Origin of the sequence: Paenibacillus sp. HGH0039 (genome assembly GCF_000411255.1) — a bacterium.
Lineage (GTDB): Bacteria > Bacillota > Bacilli > Paenibacillales > NBRC-103111 > Paenibacillus_F.
On sequence record NZ_KE150414.1, the window covers coordinates 44,279 to 61,815 of the forward strand.

At 44.0% G+C, this 17,537-nt stretch carries 21 protein-coding genes; all 21 read left to right on the top strand.

The features are described 5' to 3' along the window. Nucleotides 1-1,051 precede the first annotated feature (1,051 nt). A complete protein-coding gene (locus HMPREF1207_RS27865; RefSeq protein WP_016424249.1) occupies nucleotides 1,052-1,429 on the top strand; it encodes a hypothetical protein in 378 nt (125 codons plus the stop codon). A gap of 70 nt (nucleotides 1,430-1,499) precedes the next feature. Beyond that, the gene (locus HMPREF1207_RS27870; protein ID WP_009676050.1) at nucleotides 1,500-2,324 is read left to right on the top strand and encodes a conjugal transfer protein; all 825 of its coding nucleotides are present in this window, start codon (nucleotides 1,500-1,502) and stop codon (nucleotides 2,322-2,324) included. Nucleotides 2,325-2,482: 158 nt separating this feature from the next. After that, nucleotides 2,483-3,079, top strand: coding sequence for a metal-dependent hydrolase (locus HMPREF1207_RS27875; RefSeq protein ID WP_016424250.1), 597 nt, complete (start codon nucleotides 2,483-2,485; stop codon nucleotides 3,077-3,079). 10 nt (nucleotides 3,080-3,089) lie between these two features. Continuing rightward, on the top strand, nucleotides 3,090-3,437 hold the full coding sequence (locus HMPREF1207_RS27880) for a hypothetical protein (protein ID WP_016424251.1): 348 nt from the start codon (nucleotides 3,090-3,092) through the stop codon (nucleotides 3,435-3,437). Beyond that, nucleotides 3,437-4,051 (top strand): TcpE family conjugal transfer membrane protein, encoded by a 615-nt coding sequence (locus HMPREF1207_RS27885; RefSeq protein ID WP_016424252.1) that lies wholly within the window; start codon nucleotides 3,437-3,439, stop codon nucleotides 4,049-4,051. Before HMPREF1207_RS27880 ends, HMPREF1207_RS27885 begins: the two co-directional genes overlap by 1 nt. Before the next feature lie 16 nt (nucleotides 4,052-4,067). Then, entirely contained in the window at nucleotides 4,068-6,524 is a 2,457-nt protein-coding gene (locus HMPREF1207_RS27890) for an ATP-binding protein (protein WP_009676046.1), read from the top strand. A gap of 17 nt (nucleotides 6,525-6,541) precedes the next feature. Next, a complete protein-coding gene (locus tag HMPREF1207_RS27895) occupies nucleotides 6,542-9,109 on the top strand; it encodes an MFS transporter (RefSeq protein ID WP_036740767.1) in 2,568 nt (855 codons plus the stop codon). A gap of 112 nt (nucleotides 9,110-9,221) precedes the next feature. Then, nucleotides 9,222-9,707 (top strand): hypothetical protein, encoded by a 486-nt coding sequence (locus HMPREF1207_RS27900; RefSeq protein WP_009676296.1) that lies wholly within the window; start codon nucleotides 9,222-9,224, stop codon nucleotides 9,705-9,707. A gap of 64 nt (nucleotides 9,708-9,771) precedes the next feature. Next, nucleotides 9,772-9,960, top strand: coding sequence for a hypothetical protein (locus HMPREF1207_RS27905; RefSeq protein ID WP_009676292.1), 189 nt, complete (start codon nucleotides 9,772-9,774; stop codon nucleotides 9,958-9,960). A gap of 10 nt (nucleotides 9,961-9,970) precedes the next feature. After that, nucleotides 9,971-10,132 carry a hypothetical protein gene (locus HMPREF1207_RS29570; protein ID WP_155977433.1) on the top strand — a complete coding sequence of 54 codons (162 nt, stop codon included), beginning with the start codon at nucleotides 9,971-9,973 and terminating at the stop codon, nucleotides 10,130-10,132. A 74-nt stretch (nucleotides 10,133-10,206) separates the two neighbouring features. Beyond that, nucleotides 10,207-10,557 carry a hypothetical protein gene (locus tag HMPREF1207_RS27910; protein WP_009676294.1) on the top strand — a complete coding sequence of 117 codons (351 nt, stop codon included), beginning with the start codon at nucleotides 10,207-10,209 and terminating at the stop codon, nucleotides 10,555-10,557. A gap of 33 nt (nucleotides 10,558-10,590) precedes the next feature. Continuing rightward, the gene (locus HMPREF1207_RS27915; protein ID WP_009676293.1) at nucleotides 10,591-10,863 is read left to right on the top strand and encodes a hypothetical protein; all 273 of its coding nucleotides are present in this window, start codon (nucleotides 10,591-10,593) and stop codon (nucleotides 10,861-10,863) included. A gap of 89 nt (nucleotides 10,864-10,952) precedes the next feature. Continuing rightward, a complete protein-coding gene (locus HMPREF1207_RS27920; RefSeq protein WP_051167903.1) occupies nucleotides 10,953-11,561 on the top strand; it encodes a hypothetical protein in 609 nt (202 codons plus the stop codon). A 30-nt stretch (nucleotides 11,562-11,591) separates the two neighbouring features. Next, nucleotides 11,592-11,936, top strand: a complete 345-nt coding sequence (locus HMPREF1207_RS27925; protein ID WP_009676290.1) for a hypothetical protein — start codon at nucleotides 11,592-11,594, stop codon at nucleotides 11,934-11,936. Between the two features lie 102 nt (nucleotides 11,937-12,038). Next, nucleotides 12,039-12,488 carry a helix-turn-helix domain-containing protein gene (locus HMPREF1207_RS27930; protein ID WP_009676295.1) on the top strand — a complete coding sequence of 150 codons (450 nt, stop codon included), beginning with the start codon at nucleotides 12,039-12,041 and terminating at the stop codon, nucleotides 12,486-12,488. Between the two features lie 25 nt (nucleotides 12,489-12,513). Next, nucleotides 12,514-12,960, top strand: coding sequence for a gamma-glutamylcyclotransferase family protein (locus HMPREF1207_RS27935; protein ID WP_016424256.1), 447 nt, complete (start codon nucleotides 12,514-12,516; stop codon nucleotides 12,958-12,960). Between the two features lie 40 nt (nucleotides 12,961-13,000). Then, complete coding sequence (locus HMPREF1207_RS27940) at nucleotides 13,001-13,597, top strand: methyltransferase family protein (RefSeq protein WP_009676289.1); 597 nt, start codon at nucleotides 13,001-13,003, stop codon at nucleotides 13,595-13,597. Next, nucleotides 13,581-14,441, top strand: a complete 861-nt coding sequence (locus tag HMPREF1207_RS27945) for a copper amine oxidase N-terminal domain-containing protein (protein WP_009676298.1) — start codon at nucleotides 13,581-13,583, stop codon at nucleotides 14,439-14,441. Before HMPREF1207_RS27940 ends, HMPREF1207_RS27945 begins: the two co-directional genes overlap by 17 nt. 19 nt (nucleotides 14,442-14,460) lie before the next feature. Then, nucleotides 14,461-14,673, top strand: coding sequence for a hypothetical protein (locus HMPREF1207_RS27950; RefSeq protein WP_016424257.1), 213 nt, complete (start codon nucleotides 14,461-14,463; stop codon nucleotides 14,671-14,673). A 98-nt stretch (nucleotides 14,674-14,771) separates the two neighbouring features. Beyond that, a complete protein-coding gene (locus tag HMPREF1207_RS27955; RefSeq protein WP_009676288.1) occupies nucleotides 14,772-16,673 on the top strand; it encodes a hypothetical protein in 1,902 nt (633 codons plus the stop codon). Nucleotides 16,674-16,686: 13 nt separating this feature from the next. Next, complete coding sequence (locus HMPREF1207_RS27960) at nucleotides 16,687-17,139, top strand: Tad domain-containing protein (protein ID WP_009676291.1); 453 nt, start codon at nucleotides 16,687-16,689, stop codon at nucleotides 17,137-17,139. Nucleotides 17,140-17,537 lie beyond the last annotated feature (398 nt).

Sequence of the window (17,537 nt, forward strand, 5' to 3'; positions counted from 1 at the left end):
GGACGATCGGGCCGCGCACGGGCCGGCAACTGCTGAGCTTCCTGCAGATCTGCAGAGCCGGCGCGGTAGCCGGCGGACCGAACCGCGTTGGCCAGGTGAGCTGCAGAAGAGCGCGGAACCGGTGCTTCCGGATCCCGTCTGCAGGGGGACGATCGGGGCGCGGTTGCTCCGGCAGTTGCCTGGGCTCCTGCTGATCCGCAGAGCTGGCGCGGACTGCTCAACTGCTGGTCATCTTCTGAAACACAAAGACGCTGGCTCGCCATTGGTTTCCCGAATCGAACCTAGGGTAAAGTGAACTTTTAAGGATCCCAAAAAAATATAAGAACATGCCATTTCTTGAGGGGGGGTCTTTCATATATGATTCAATTAATGTCGAAAAACTGCCGTTTGACTAATGCGAAATAAATAGCATAACAGAGAAAAAGAGAGCTATCTGGAATGCAAATATATATAACCCCTCTTTTTTTGCCGCGTTTTCATTATTATTACGTTTATATTGTGTTGTATAATAAAACCAGCACAATATATGGGTTTTATGGCTCTCCTTCCTCAGAAAAATAAAGGAGGACAAGCCATGAAAAAAAATCATACATCTCTTCAAGTGGCACAGCTGGTATTACTATCGTGCAACTTCTTGATCGGGCTATTGAATTTCATTTTCAAGTACAACTAAGCGTTACATCATCGGACATCCTTTTTCATAAAATGAACAGCAAAAAACCTACCCATGGTTGGTAGCCGGGAGTAGGTTTTTACTTTGAGCACGAGGAAGAGATGTCAATGCCCATATTGTGTGAGAGCAAAGAATGTTACAGCATTCTTTGCTCTTTTTCTTTGAAAGGAAGTTTTCTTCCCTTCAATTGACGATTTTGACTCGCCAAGTAACTCATTTTCTTCATTGTACACCAAAAAAGTAAATTTAGTAAGAAAAACACGCTCAAAAATCAAACCTATTTGACTTAACTGAGCCGGCTTAATGGGCTTATGCTATAATTTTACGTAGCGAAATTCCTCTCTCCATCCCGAATATGTATAGGAGGCAGGTGATTTTATGATAAGAAAAAAATACTTATTTGGTGATTGCATGAGCCGAAAGAGAACACTTGATTTAACGAGTAAAAAGATATCTGTATTCCTTCGGCGCAATGGAATGCGGGATGACACAGTTATTGAACTTCCTCGCATTTGTATTTCGACCATCTATAAGAAATTGAAGCCTTACTTAAACACTCAGGATGATGCGGATAATGTTTTTGTCATTGACTGCATCGAGGAATTTCTTGAGCAATGGAATCAGTATTACTCGAGTAAGCTGCATATGGATTTTGAAGGATACATACATAGAAATGTGAAAAATGGCTTACTTGGTCCCGACAAACTTTTTTTTCTGCTTAAAGATGAAACAGAATTGATACAAAGAGTTAAATAATCCCCGAAACGAGCCTTTTTAGGCTCGTTTTCTTCTTCCCTCCCCGCTATAAAGTGGGGAGGTGAAAATAGTGATTCGTAAACTATCGAATAAATTAATTTGGATTTTGGTTATCCTTGCCGCTCTGGGCGGCGTAGGTCAAATCATGAACTTATTTCCGAGAGGAGAGGAATCGAGTAGTTTAGCCGCGGAGCCAATTTCTAACTGGGACACTACCTTAGCGCAGCGCTTTTCAAGGGAATGGCTCACGCTAAGCAAAGATATGACGCTTGAACAAAGGAAAAAGCAGTTGAAACGTTTTTTCCCGGACTTCGAGATGAAAGACTGGGTTCAGCCTTCAAAAAGCCAGACAGTAAAGGAAATCTATGTTCTCGAAGTAAATCGAAAGAGCGATCAGTATTCCGTGGTGACGATAGACGCCTGGTGTGAAATCTCAGATAGCCCAGATCTCCGGCATATCTCATTAAACGTACCGGTTAGAAGGACCGATACCGGCGCCTTGATTGATGGAGAACCTGTTATTCTTCCGCCGTATGACACCGGTAAACGATCCGATAGGAATGCCAAGGAAGTAACCCCGGAAATGTATGAAACAGCCGATCCTTTCATTGCCTCGTTCATGAGTAATTATCTTTCCGCTAAAAAGGCGGCTGATTTAAGTAACATGGTCAGCAACAATGCCGATGTTGAACCGATGGGTAACTTTGTTGAGTATCAAAAGATTGCTAAATCGAAAATTTATGTCCTTGACGAGAAGCAAAATCAATATGAAGCCGTCCTTACAGTAATCGTAAAGGATCCCGTAACGCTTTCATTGTTCCCTCAACAATTTATGGTCGATTTTAATCGAAACGAGAACGGGAAATACGAGATTTACAAAGTCTGGAGGCATTAAAGAGGAGGGAAGTATTTGCAAACCAAACAGTCACCGTTTATCCAATCTCTACTGGCTGCCGCAAAGGCCAATAAGGGAGATGAAGTCTTACTAACGGTTCATATACCCAGCGGGATAATTAAAGTCGATCATCGTAACGAGCTTTACTGGAAACTCAGATGATCTACAAAACTCATCATATTGCCGGCTTAATTGCCGCTGAACTGGTACTCATTCATTTTAAGCAGCCTCTGCTTTCCTGGGAAGCAGCAGCTGCCTTATTTGCTGGGTACTTCGCCGGTCCGGCCGCGGATATAGACCAGCCCCAATCCTTTATAGGCCAGCGTGTTCCCTTGATCCCGGGGGCTCTTCAGAATATAGGAGTGCGGCATAGAACTTTTACCCATTCCCTGCTGATGATGTACCTGTTGAGCCTTCTCACGCTGCCCGTTCCGGATGTGATCAAATGGTCTCTGCTTATCGGCTATGCCAGCCATCCAATCCTCGATCTCTTTAATGTCGAGGGTGTGGAGCTCTTATGGCCGATTCCTTGGCGTTTCCGGATATCGCCTGTAGGGATAACAACTGATTCGGTTGTGGAGACTGCCTTTAGAACATGCTTAGTAATCATAAGCGTGTTTTTCTTTGTATTCTTGTTCCAAAAATCAGCTCAAAGCATTCCCGTCTTAGGCCCTCTGAGTCGTACGGTCTGGACGACTTTTATGAATTTCTTGCCTCAAGGGGCCATTTCTGTACTAAACAAGATTTTATACTAGGAGGAAAAACATGAAACTCAAAATTTTTGCTCTATTTAGCGTTGTCTTCTTCTCCCTAGCTTCAATTGGTTACGCTGCTGACGAACTCACTACTGGAATTGCGCCTTTAGATGGTGCAGTCAAATTATTTCTTAGAATTTTAGGTGTGATTTTTCTAGCCGTAATGGGGAAAAATCTTTTAACCATGTTTATTAAACACGAATATGCCAAATTGATTCCATGGCTTATTTTTTCTGTAATTGTTGGTTGGGTACTCCTCGACATGGAAAGCTTTGTAAGAACCTTTAAAGCACTTATTAGCGGCGTCTCTGGTAACGTCGGTGGTAATGGAACCGGTGGAGCAGGCGGAGGCAAGTAATGTACCGTACTTACCGCAACCTATATAGAATCAGGCCTTCAATTTCATCCTTTGGCCACGGACATCAAAAAATCCGACTTCCAAGGGGTGTCAGCATTACCCTTGATGTTGCCGTGCTTACGTTGATTCTTTGGATTCCCTGCACACTCTTTATAGGAAATTTATTGATTCAATTTATCCCAATAAGTTCATACTTAATAGGACTTTCTGCCAGTGGGTTTATTTCTTATCGTCTTGGAAAGCTAGATCCCGCTGGCAAGTTTATGATTCAGTTTCTTTCCGATTATCTAAAGTACAGATTTAGAAGTAAAGTCCATGATGGCTTTGAGAGGAGACGTAGAACAAAAAATCATCCCCAGCCAGTATATTTCAACCTCGATTTCACTTTAATTGAAGGCAACAGGATAGGCAGCTTTCCCGCCGAAGGTCATGTTCAATTCATTGAATTAAAAACTGAAGCTTCAATATCAGTAGACAAATATGGATTGGTCACCATTAACGATAAAGGCGACTTGCTGCCTCCAGGATCATATGACATAAAAGATGGTGGGATAACAGAAAAAAGTGTGCCACCAAAAATAATGCCAATTCCTTCTTCCCTCCCTCGTAAATAACGAGGGAGGTTTTTTTATGATGCCATTGCTGCATATCGAAGATAACCGGATCTTTACTACTAGAGGTGAGGCTTTTGCTGTATTTGAGATTGAATCAGAACCATATGAGAATCAATCCTTAAATATTCAAAGAAATATTATCAACACGGTGGCCCATGGTTTCGATAATCTCTCCGGAGAATTCTGGTTGAACATTTTGACACGCCAGTTATCTGCAGATCAGATTGAAGAAAAAATGCGCCAATTTTCAGAAGCACCCATCTGGAACGCACACACAAAAGAAGTAAAAAATTATCTCCATCATCTCTTGCCTTTTACAAAAGTCAATTTGCTGATTGTTCCCCTGCTGCAGAAAAGATTTTCCATAGACTTAACGAGCGAAAATTGGAAAGATTGGGTGAAGCAAGCTTTTCAGGGTATTGTGGACTTCAAAGATCAGATGACGAAGGGGAGAGAGATGATTCCGTCCGATTCCTTAATAGCTGCCAAGAATGAAGCTGAGGATTGGTATACTAAGCTAGGGCCACTCGGTAAGGTTAAGACAGCAAACCTCGCTCTAATTGAATGGTGGCTTAAAAAGGGATATTTTAGAGGTCTTCCAGATCCTAAATGCTCTCTGCCTGATCCTATGCCGATTCAAGCAATCGCACACGGCAGACAACACTGGATTCGTCCATCTCGCTCCATCATTCTTTCTCTCACAGACGTGAAAGCACGTGAAAAAGCTACAAGGCTGCTCTTCGAACATGCAGACGACCTTACTAGCCATCAGACGTATTTTTCTACGGTTAATGTTCCTTCTCCAATCCCCCCGGATGATCCTACTGGGCGTGAATGGATCTATGGAATAACCGAGAATTTAAATTTTCCAGTGGATGTAGCTGTCCATATTAAAGTCGAGGAGCACCGTAAAGCTCTTGATAATTTAGGAAAGAAGATTAAAACGGCTACGGCTCAGTATGAGGAGTGGCAGGATAATGGAGAAGAAATTCCATTAGAAATAGAGGAAAATATGGCGGCCATTCCAACTTTAAAGAAAAAACTCCGTAGTACACAGCCGTTATTACATGTTAAAACAGTCTTTGCATTGGGTGCTTCTGATGAAAAAACCCTAAAGAAACGTATAACCAGTTTTAAAAATGCAGCTCAAAATTACCACTTATTAATCCAGGCCCCCGGTGACATGAAACCGATGTTTCAGTCGTTCTATCCTTTTGGCGATCCTTTGCCAAGCTCTTGGGAAATACCAATGGATCCTGGCGTTCTTGGTGCATCTGCTTTATTGGGCACTAAAGCGCTGGGTGATCCATTTGGGTTTTGGCTTGGCAGGCAGACAGAAGGAGGAAGGACCGTCTGGTGTAATCCAAAGCGACCTGCTACTGAACTGAATTCGACTAATGCTATCATGATTGCCGGCACGCTCGGAAGTGGGAAATCAGCCCTTTTGAAGTACCTGTCAACAATTCTGGCATCTTGGGGAGCATACGGTTTGCTTGTGGATCCAAAAGGTGACACCGATCCAATGCTTCAGCTGCCATTTGATATTAAAATGCTCAAATTTATCCGTGGTGAGAACACTCGGTTTTCCCCGTTCAAGTTAGGAACCGTTGAAGATGCTCGTGCCATGATGGATATCACTTTTAATCCCAAGAGTGAGGATGACAAAGAAACGGTTATTAATTTAGCCGTCGAGAGACTTTATAAAAATGGATGCTTAGATATGAACGGATTTTATCAAGCTCTTATGGATATCGCCAATAAGTCCCCACAAGAATATCTAAAAGAAATCGCCTTTAAAATTGCTCAAAAAGTTCAGCTTATGGAACAACATGAAATTGGTGAGTTTATGTTTGGCACGGGTGACAATGATAGTTTTAATGCTCAATTTATTATTGCGGTCACCCGAGACCTTACCATGCCAGCGCGAAATCATGAACGCTCAACTTGGACAGAATCACAGCGCTATAGCGTCGCGATTATGTATGCCGTAGCATCTTTAGGCTTACGGAAATTAATGAAATTGCCGCGGCATATATTAAAGTTTTTGTCGATTGATGAAAAGTGGGTGCTCGATTTATTCGAGCAAGGAGTTCGGCTTCAAAATGAAGCTCTTCGCTTCTCACGTTCGGAGAACATGATCCCTATTTTCGCCAGCCAGAATCCAACCGATCATTACTCAATTGAACAAAAAGAAGATACTACAGGTCTTTTTGCCTGGAAGTTTATGCTTCACCTCGAATCCTCCACGCAAGTACAGGCTGCTATGGAGCTGCTGGGTATGCAGGACGAATACTCTTCCGTATGGGATCAAAAATTTGCCGATTATTCTAAAGGTAAAGGCATGTGCAGAGACCCGGAAGGACGAATTGCTGAGATTCAGGTGGAAGTTGTACCCCAAATTCTTATGAAATACTTTGACAGCAATCCAGACAATTCGAAGATAAAGCATGAACAATTTTCTTACGTCTTCTGAAAGGAATCCTTATGCTAATGCGAAAGCTTGTTCTAGTATTTCTCATGATGTTTATGCTAGTAATGCAGAGTTCAAATTTCCATGTCTCAGCAGAAGGTTCCCAGGACAGTAATCAGGATAAAACTGAAGCAACTATTGAGATCAATAACGATCCCTTAATGAAGACACCTTCGTTCACGGGAACTAACTATCCGATCTCTGCTTTCAGTTGGGATTCTACAGGTTTTCTTGCTAGATATGATTTCATATTAACAATAGCAAATTGCTTTATTATGTTTTCAGCAAGTCTAATTAATATATCCATTTTTGTTCTGACTCTAGGATACGATCCAAGTACATGGCTCCAACCTCTGCAAGTAATTGCGACAGCTATAGAAGAAAATGCATTTCAAAATAAAATATGGCCAATTTTTGCCATAGTAGCCGGTACTGTTCTACTAAAAGATTTTGCCAAAAGGGATATCCCTCGTGCTTTAAAGAGGGGTTCTTTTTTATTGGTCGCCATTTTGTGTTTGGTTTTTTTCAAAAGCTTTGGAACAGCAGCCTACCTTGAAAAAATAACACACGTAACGGGCATATTTTCTTTTGCAACTACCAACTGGACAATGAACCCCAGTGATGACACCAATAAGACGACAAGTGAAGAAATAAACAAAAATAACGAAACTGTTTTCTCAGAGCTATGGACTAAGCTGGTAGAAGGCCCATGGCAAGCAGGTGAATTCGGAGAAACTGGAATGAAGGTTAAGTCTGATGAAGAAGTGAACAAAATTCAGATGGCCATTAGTAACTCAGGAATTTCCGGATCCGTTCTTTCCTGGTTTGGTATTCCGCAAGATTCGGCTGCTTGGGTCAAAAAAGGTATGCTATGGAAAGATGTTTTCTTAAGGTTCCCTGCAGAACATAAGGCGCGGAACGGCTTGGCAGAGATTATCAACTCAGATGACTATCCCCATTCACAAGCAGCTTTCAATTCTTATACAAGGCTAATGATTGGTTCTTTTGCGATGATCTCTAATCTTTTCACAGCCTTATTTTTCTTTTTTATCGGAGCCCTTCTACTCATAGCCCACTTAATTTTCCTTGCTGCCGTTGTTTCAGGAATATTCATTATTCCTATTTCACTTATGCCATGGGCCTATAGCGAGGCACTCCTAAAATGGTTTGTTAAAGCCCTTGTCGGCTCCTTGATTATAAAGGTAGTACTTGGCGCATATTTCGGATTTACACTATTCTTTGCGAAGCTCATATCTTCAGCCGTAAAAAATCTTTGGAACAGTTTCGCTGTGGATCTGTTTATTTATCCCGCAGTGTTTGTACTCTCGATAATTCTTTTATGGTACATCTACCGAAAATGGAACTCCAGACAGGCGGTTGCTTCTGGTCAAAACTCTGGCCATGAAAGTGGAAAAAGGAGACGAAGGGAAACAGACGGGGAAGAGAACGAGGAGGGATCTACAGGCAAGAAGAAGTCGGTAAAGGCTAAACGGCAAACGAAAGCAAATCTGGCCCCTCTACCTCCACCAGCTCCTACTTCTGGTTCGTCGTTACCATCTGCTTTACCGAACCCTCAGCCTGTTGTGGCAGCAAATCAAGCCTCGCCGGCTTCAACTACTCGTCCGGCTACTGAGTCTTCTGCAGCCGCACCTGACTCAGCTGAGCCACCGGCTACACCTTCGTCGGATGGTCCGCCAACTACGCCTGACTCAGCTGAGCCTCCAGCTGCATCGTCTTCTGCAGCTGCTACGAATTCGGCTGAGCCATCGACGACGGCGGCGACCGCTGATCCACCGGCTGTGCCGCCTTCTCCAGTTCCACCTGTTAGGCCGTCAGCTGTACCGCCTGTTGAACCGATAACGGATGCTGCCTCGGATGCACCTGTGGTCCCGAAAGGTTCTCAGCACGCGGAGAATGATTCAACTCATACAGCTGCACCGGCTCCGGGATCGAGTGCTGCAGGAGACTTCGCTGATCTTCCAGGTTCGCAGACATCTTCATCTTCAACACCGGCTGCAACTAAAATAGCTGATACCGAAAAAGCAAATGACGACGTACTTGCGATACCAAATTGGCTGCGCGAGGAAAGAGAGCACAAGCTGTCACCGCAACCGAATGCTGCTGAGCCTAATATTTCGAATTCTGACAAGGTTCAAACGCGAACTTCTGGACCTTCAGTCCCCATGCTGAAATTGCCACAAAAAGAGGAACCCCAAAGTAAAAATAAAATAAGTGAGGGCGAAAAAGTACCAACCCTTAGTATTCCGAATCGAAAATCTGCAATCCCTACCGATCAAGGATCTTCCGACATCTCGAAGGTGGTCAATACAAGACAACCAGCGGAAGCATTAACGACACCGGAACCTGAATTGCAAAATCTTGAACCGAACCCACCAGCTAAAAATAGGCGTCGGCCGGCTGAGAAAAAAACATCCGAAAAAGAGCCGGCGCCTAACATCGCCGGCTCAAAGAAAAAAAATCCGGTAAAGGCTAAATTAACCGAGACTGAGGCAGCCCCCAAGCAACAGGTTGCTAAATCCTCCAATCCTCCGGTAATCAAACTGCCAGAAAAATCGGAATCGAACTAAAAATATTTTCAGAGATCAGCTGTAAAAATCTTGTAATACAACGTTTAAAGTTGTATTATTAAATTTATTCAACGTTAAACGTTGTAAAACTGATTAATCGGAGGGAAATCCTATGTATTCTATGAACGACATTGAGCAGCTTCAACGGTTGGGCAGTATTGAGATGGCAAACATCGAGCTTGCACGTGAAAAGTTCGCGCACATCAAACGAGTATTGTCTGATGTAGTCATGATCGAGGATGGAATCCACCAGCATTTTATCCGAACGAACGACGGCACAGCGCGGCTGGAAAGATGGCTGTCGGATTTCATGCACCAACGAGATATGCTGGAGGAAGAGCTGGCAGGTAAAAGGCACGCTATCCGGCAAATTAACGGCTTACTGTCTCCAGCTGGTACTGTCGAAAAGCTCCGTTCGACGCTTACGGATGCCATCGACGCGATGCTGACTGAATACCACACCCTGAATAACTTCGAAACACACGTACCTGCTGTGGTCCTTACCCTTGCACAGCGCAAGCACTATTTGGAAGGCGAGATCGCAAAATTCCAGGCGGATCTGGATGCACTTCCGAAAGAAGAGCAAACGAAGGGATAACGTATATTCATGGCCCCAAAAAAAAGAAGCGCTACCCCTTTTACATTATAAGGATGGTGACGATTTGGGAAAAAATTATGGATTTGTAGTAGTAAAAGAGCATTACACCCAGGAGGATATTCACGAAATTCAATGCTTTTGTTTCACAAAAGATAAAGCCGAAGAAGAACAGCAGCGTATCCAAAATGAAATAGACCCTGCTCACAATGAGTGGAAAGTGGTAATTAATCCGTTTGTCGAGATCGTAACATAGCGGGGAGTGTATGAGTAAACATCAACTAAGGGAGGGTTTATTAATGGGTATGGGTCCAGGAAAAGAAAAAATCAAAGAAGCTCTGGAAGTTATCAAAATATTAATAGAAACGGACAAGGCCGATCTCGCGGTGCAAGAAATAAACGAGCTGCTTGCTAATGATCTTCAATGAATGACCAATTTTCATAAACATCAACTAGGGGAGGAAATTCCTACCCGTATATTCAAGTACATGGAGGGATTAATATGCAACAGTTAATCAATGGACTGAAGAAAGATATTTTGGAAATGATCCAATGGCAGAACGCTAATCCCGATGCAGCTGAAGTTATTAAAACAGCCATTCGTAAATATCGTAATGAAATCAAAAGGGCAATTGAAGATATGCAGCAACCACCATTTGAAGTAGGCGATAGCGTTGAACTCTGTTCAAGCAGCTTTGAAGATTCGGGCCTGTTAAATGGCGATGTTGGGGAAGTTTTAGAAATTAAATCTGCCTCAGATTCGATCGGGCAAAAAGAGTGGGACGTTAGAGTGTCCTGGGAGAACGGAGCTGAAGAATGCTGGATCGGCGCTGATAACTTCACCGGTTTCTAAGCGCACGAACGATCTTAATACGGAGGAACCTCAATGAACGATATTAACTTCTGCTATAGAATAGAGCCTGCTGCAGAAATGGCCTACAACACGGATACAGGAGAGTCGGCAGCAGCTTATTGCAAGATATCTTTTGGAGACGTAAAAAAGCTGCCGACTAGTGAAGATCAGGCAGTGATGCATAAGAATGTTCGTAATTATGTAGCTCAACACATCAATAAAGACCCTATCCATGTCACCCCGATAAGCTTCAAAGAATGGGTCGATAATCAAGAAGATGAAGTTTCCTGGGAGGGACAAATATAAAAGTAATCCTCGTCTTAAAAAGAGTGGCATGCTGGAGCCAGTTTAGCGAACATGAATACTACAGTTGAGGTGATAGGATGCTGCTACTTGTGAGCGGAGCTACCAAAACAGTGAAAAGAGTTGCAGGAGATCCAAATATTGGCGGATTACTTACGCCGAGGTCTCGCAACCTCTCTTATTACGCCACTAGCGGAATCTCGTGGGCGGCAGATAACGATTGTTTTAACGGTTTTAATAAAAATCGCTTTATAAATATGCTCGACAGTATGAGGGGCTCAAATCCTTTATTCGTGACCGCACCCGATGTCGTAGGCGATGCGTCCGGCACTTTGGACATGTTTGGCCACTGGGAACCGGTTATTCACTCGTACGGACTCCCAGTTGCATTTGTTCTTCAGGACGGGCAAGAAAAGCTATGCATGCCCTGGGGTAAACTTGATGCGGTATTTATCGGCGGATCCACTGAGTACAAACTTGGTCAGGAAGTCAGGTGGTTGGTGAGGGAGGCTAAGTGGCGCGGTAAGTGGGTTCATATGGGTAGGGTTAATAGCATTCAGCGACTATCTTATGCCAGGGACATCGGCTGTGACAGTGTAGACGGCACCGGCTATAGTCGGTTCCCGGATAGCAACATACCGGAGGCTCTTAGCTTTCTGAAATACGAACAAACGACACTAACGATTGACGAGGCTATATAACGAATCGTAACTCACGAGAGGGGTTTTAAAATGAACAAACAAGTGGTTCTGGACGTGCTGAACAGCCTGGAAGTGATCGAGCGGCAAGGCGGCGAGGATCCGTACATCCTAGTTGCGAATAACGAAGAAAATCTATCTAAACTGGTGGCTGTCGGAATTCCACTCGAAAAATTGGCTTGTTACGGTGATGAAGAAACGTTTTGTATTCTTTCCTTGGCCTTTGGCGAAAGATATGCAGACGAGGTAAAGGGTTGGACGCTTGTTCGATGGGGTCCAATTGACGATGAATTGCGTTACCGGGTTCTGAATCATGAGGGCACAGCGGCTGATGCAGAGAGGTTGCTTCGAGAGCTAGAGCCGCATCTTTTCGGTTAACAAAATTTTTGCAGCAAGCTTTTTTCCTAAAGGAAATATTTATTCCTAATATTTGTCTTTTGTGATATGGTGAACCTACAAGGACTTTTAGGAGGTTCGGCGTTGGAAACGAACGATTTTGGAATTGTCATTTATGGCAGCACACTGAGTATGTTACGGAAGCAAGCGAAGCTTACTTTTAAAACCCTTTCTGAAAAAATTAATATTTCAGCCAGCTACCTAAATAAGTTGGAGAAAAATCGAGTTAAAAATCCTGGGATAAAGATAGCGAATCAACTCGCCGAATTTTATCAAGTACCATTGTCCGCTATTTCCAACATCGAGGTTCCTTTGTCAATCAATTCGAATTCGAACCTTGATAATTCGGAAGATAGTCTAAAAAGAGTGGATTTAATTAAGGAGCTCTTCATGGCGGAAATTCTTCTTTTCAAGGGAAAAGAGATTCCTACAGACAAATTTGTACGCGCTCAAATGGAAATGGCTTTAGAAATGGGTTTCGCGTATGTTTTAAGCCAGCAAGAAGAGAGGCAGTCATTCGATAAAGAGCACTAATATAAGCAAATAAAGGAGAAATTCTATGAGCCAACTTGTAAAAGTTTTTGTGTATGGAACTTTATTATCCGGATGTAGAAATCATCTTGTTGTTGAGCCATTCGTTATCTCATTTGAGCTGGGATCCGTACACGGCCACTTATATGACGTTGGTAGTTACCCGGCTTTAGTTATAGGTGGAACAGACAAGGTTTACGGAGAATGGCTTACAATCAAACCCGAAGGGCTCTCTGGAATGGATCATCTTGAAGGCTACAAAGGTGAGAACGATCGGGGCAATTACTACGATCGTGTTCTTGTTCGAGATAGCGAGAAGAACATTGAGGGTTTCGTTTACTCCTGGCCATCCTCACGGGGTTGCCCCAACATTCCTTCAGGTTCTTGGAAAGAGCACATAAACCTGGTGCCAACAACGAGGGAAATTCTCCCCGGTTCCGTCGAAAAAGAGTCGCCCCCTGTACTGAACAGTTAAAAGTTTCTTCCCTTCCCGTTAATAAGTGAGGAGGGATAAAATGATTCAAGTCGTAAACATCTTGCTTGGCCTTTGGTCAGTGCATCAAGCCTGGTATGCAACCACGCTTATCCAGGAATTTAACATCCAAGTTTTTGCTATCATGTTGTTTATTTTTACAGAAGCCGTTCAGGGTGTACTTCTTATCTTTGCCCCGGCACCGAAGGTAAAAGTACGCCGGCCAACAAATTTCGTTTGGGTCGTTTTACTGCTCATATGTGTAATGGAAGCCGGCGTGAATGTCGTGAAGTCTCCGCTGCCACACAGTCCAGGATTTATTTTGATTCTTCTTGGACAGATTCTATCTTTCTGGGCTGTTATTTCCTTGGGCCGAATGTTCGGGATTTTTTCCGAAGCTCGCGGTATTTGTACATCTGGCCCGTATAAGTATCTGAAGCATCCCATGTATGTCGGATATGCCTTCACCTATATCGGTCTGGCTCTGCAAACGGACAGCCCAAAAGCATGGTATTTTTTACTGGCAGCCATACTGATCCAAGTTATTCGGGCATACCAGGAATCTGAAGCATTAGCAAAGCTTCGCAATAAGGAAAAAATTATAATTCAAAGGAGCATGCCAAATGAAGAATCCACTTAAGAAACTTCTCATTACCGCCGTTTTGAGCGTATCCGTTTTTGGCGTTTCGAACGCTCAGGCTGCCAACAACTACGACGTAAAAGTCAATGTGAACGGGAAAATTATCCAAAGCGATGAACCCGCATACATCAAATCCGAAGTCGGATTAACCTATGTACCCGTCCGGTTCGTCTCGGAGGCTCTAGGAGCCACTGTAGATTGGGCAGATAGCTCAAAAACTGTTTTGATTGATTTCAGAGGGCACAGAGTATCTATTGATGTTGGCAGCAAAACGGCTCGTGTAGACAGCAAGACGGTAACCCTTGAGGCGCCTGCCGAGAAGGACGGCGAAAGAACTTTCGTACCACTTCGGTTCGTATCGGAGACGCTGGGCGCCACCGTTCTCTGGAATAACGAAGATCGCATCGTCGATATTGCAATGCCAATTGTTACTCCAGATCCAGGCAAAAAGCCTTACGAAACGTGGACTCCGGATCCGGAAAACCGTAAACTCGCGGACTCTTTTTTCCCGGCCCTTAAGTGGGATGCCTCCGCTAAAAAGCTGAAAGTTCATATCCCACAATTTGAAGGGTACAGGGTTGTCGCAAAATACATCGTTCCAGGCAAAAACCAACTGCTCGAAACAAATAAAGATTACTCTTTCGAAGCATCGTCCAATTTCATCCTGGACATAGCGATTCTCAAAAACGGTGAGGGCGATATCAAAGAAACCTATACGATTTACTCCACTTCGGCCGACGGCAACCTGGCCTCGCATAACCTGCCGAACAATCTTGGCCTGGTTGTACTAGATGCCCGAGGCAATGCCGTAACACTTAAGGCAGTTTTTGACGGCTTAAAATAACTGGGGACGGAGGGGTTGTATGAGTATTCTTGGGTATGCGTTAGTGGTTTATCTTATTATTGGTTTTTTAATTGCAGTTGGAATAACCTGCTATTTGGTCTATAAAAATAGAACTGATGGTATGAAAATAACTGCTGAGCCCAATATCAGCCTGTTCATAATGGCACCTTTCGCCTTCTTGTACATTACTTTTTTCTGGGCTTTTGGTATAAAGTTCACAAATTTAGATTAATCAAATACAGGTAAGGCGCACCGTTTTGTGAACAAATTTTAAAACATAATATGAGGAGGTAGAAGACACGCTCTCGCAGAGCGTGTTTTTATATTGCCATGAAAAAAACAATAGCTTTCTTACAAGCTTTCCTGCTTCTGATTTTGCTCATACCGGTAAGCAGCGTATCGGCCGCCTCAAGTAGTTACGTGGACGACTTATTCCTCAAATACTTCGGCAACGCGAAAGCCGGTGATATGGAACTCACCATTAAGCAGCAGTTCGATGAAATAAAAAAAGAATACCAGTACTCCAATACAGAGTATCTCAACAAAATCAGCGGCCTGTTCTATAACGTATCCGGCACAACTGGTCTCGATCAGAAAGTAAAGACCAGGTTCTCCAAGTTAAATACCTGGAACGCTGTTTTTTTTAACGGGTATGAGGATAAAATTTCTGCAGTGATTCCTTTCAACAACTACAATATTGAGAAGTCGGCCGACTGGGGAGACACCGATATTAACAATACGGGGTATGCCCTTATTCCTCGCAACATTTTTTTAATCCCTGATGTAGCGAACAGCATTGATCCATCCAGCGCCACAAAGGAGCAAAAAAATTATCAGATAAACTGGATGATGGATAAGCTCAATAAGCTGGATGAAAACAGCTTCGGCGTTTATAGAGTAGATGGCCGTACGAATATTGCTATCGCCAGGATTGCTTCTGAAATGGGAGGCCTTTTCCAAAGCTCGGAACCGTATCCTTATGACAAGAGCAAGGAGGCTACGGATCCGCATGGTCTTATGATATTCAGAATGACGCCTTATCCAAGCTTCACCAAAACTGAAGTGCTCGATAAGAATCTATCGGTTACCTACAAGGCCTATGGATACGTGGACCATACTAACTATGTAAAACTGGTCAATAAATCAGGCAAGGAAAAAGAGCTCAGAAAGTTCCATGTATCAGTGGGAGCTTCAGACTTCAATAAAGACGGCGACTGGAAAGATGGGACAAATGTCGAGTTTTCTGAGAGCTTTAACACCCGATTAGAAGATATTAGATCTGCTCTGGGGACCGGTGAAATGAAACTTATCATGAACGATGGGTTTGGCCGGCTTACGGAAAAAAGCATTACTATTCCGGAGGCCGGAGCTCCTAACCTCAAAATAACGACGGTTAAAGCCGTTTGCGATAAAAACAACCAGATGACTATCAGCGTGACGGTTGAAGGATCCGCTGAAGTTAAATCAATTAGCACCCAATTAACAATCAAGGCAGATGGCAGGGTTCTCTCTACCGAAACGATTACGCTCACCCCTGGGGAGCCCAAAATTATCACAAAGGTCCTCCCGTGCGATAACTCAAAGATAGTAGAGACGGAAGTAAATCCGGATAAAAAGCATCCGGAAAATGAGTCAAACTGGGACGATAATAAGAAAGACACTGAAGTCCTGAAGCCAACTGATCCCGGTCAGGTCTCGATCGACGAAAAATCGTTGCAGATGAAGTTTGGCAAGATACCTCAACCGGTTCGTTTGACATCTTCTTTTACTGCACCGGTCATCGTCACTAATAATAGCAGCAAGCCAAAAACAACCACACTTAACTTTACGATGAAAGGTACGATGAATCAGTCTTATCAAATTCCACATTACACATGTGGACCACAAAGCTGCTGGACATGGTATGAAACCAAATATCGTAATTTACCACTTACGATTTCCGGAAAAAGCCCAACTTTGACAGTACCGGCATACGGATCCGTGACGTGGAATGTCTCCAGCGGCTTGAATTACACAATCTCTGGAGGAGACCCGAGCGCTCAATATGGAATGAATCTTAATGTATGGGGGCCAGGAAGTGAGTACGGGGTGCCAGATAGTTCCGCTCGCTACTTTCCGGAAATTAAAGTTACAGCCGACAATGGATCTGAGTACTTAAACCCGACTATCAATATGTTCATCGAAACCAATTACGGCGCACAAAAACCTAAACCACCAGTATTAACGGAGTAGGAGGATACAGACTATGCCTTTTATCTTCATGTGGGCTGCCATACTTCTTTTTGGCTTGTTATTCGGTATTGAAATGGATACCGGTAAGGTCATGAAAACCAGGACAGTGATGCAAGGGGGCGCTGACGCTGCAACCTTAGCCGGAGCCATGCAAAATCATCAAGTGGTTACTAAAACAGATGGATCCGGCGCTCCCGTAGAATTTGATTTTGTCCTAAACACCAATTCCTCTCCCGAGGATGCTGCAATACAAACTTGGGAGAAAAATAAAGCCAATTGGACAAGTAATGTCGGACAAGGAACAACTCCTTATTTAGGCCGTACCAGCGACCAAAAAGGGGTTACGCTTCAGGTGCTCCAAACTGTTGATAATACAATAACTCAAAATGTAACCAACACATTGTTTAAAAAACCAATACAGAGCGAAATTAACGTACCCGTTCGCTCCGTTTCTAAAATCCCCTAGTTGCAAGGCCACCGGCTAACCGGTGGCCTTTTTTGTTTAATCCCCGTTTCGACATCGGCAGTAGCTCGCCGGCTCAATTCCTGCAGCTGCTGGCCTTCTGGAACTTCACGGCGCCGGCGTGAGACGGTGAACGGACGGCATAGGCCAGGCGAGCTGCAGGCGGGCACGGAACCGGTACTTCCGGATCCTGACTGCAGGGGACGATCGGGCACCGGGCGGGCCGGCAACTGATGGGACTCCTGAAGATCCGCAGAGTCGGCGCGGCCGCCGGCGGTCCGGACGATGTTGGCCAGGCGAACTGCGGAAGAACGCGGAACCGGTGCTTCCGGATCTCGTCTGCAGGGGTCGATCGCGCCGTGGACGGGCCGGCAGCTGCTGGGACTCCTGCAGATCCGCAG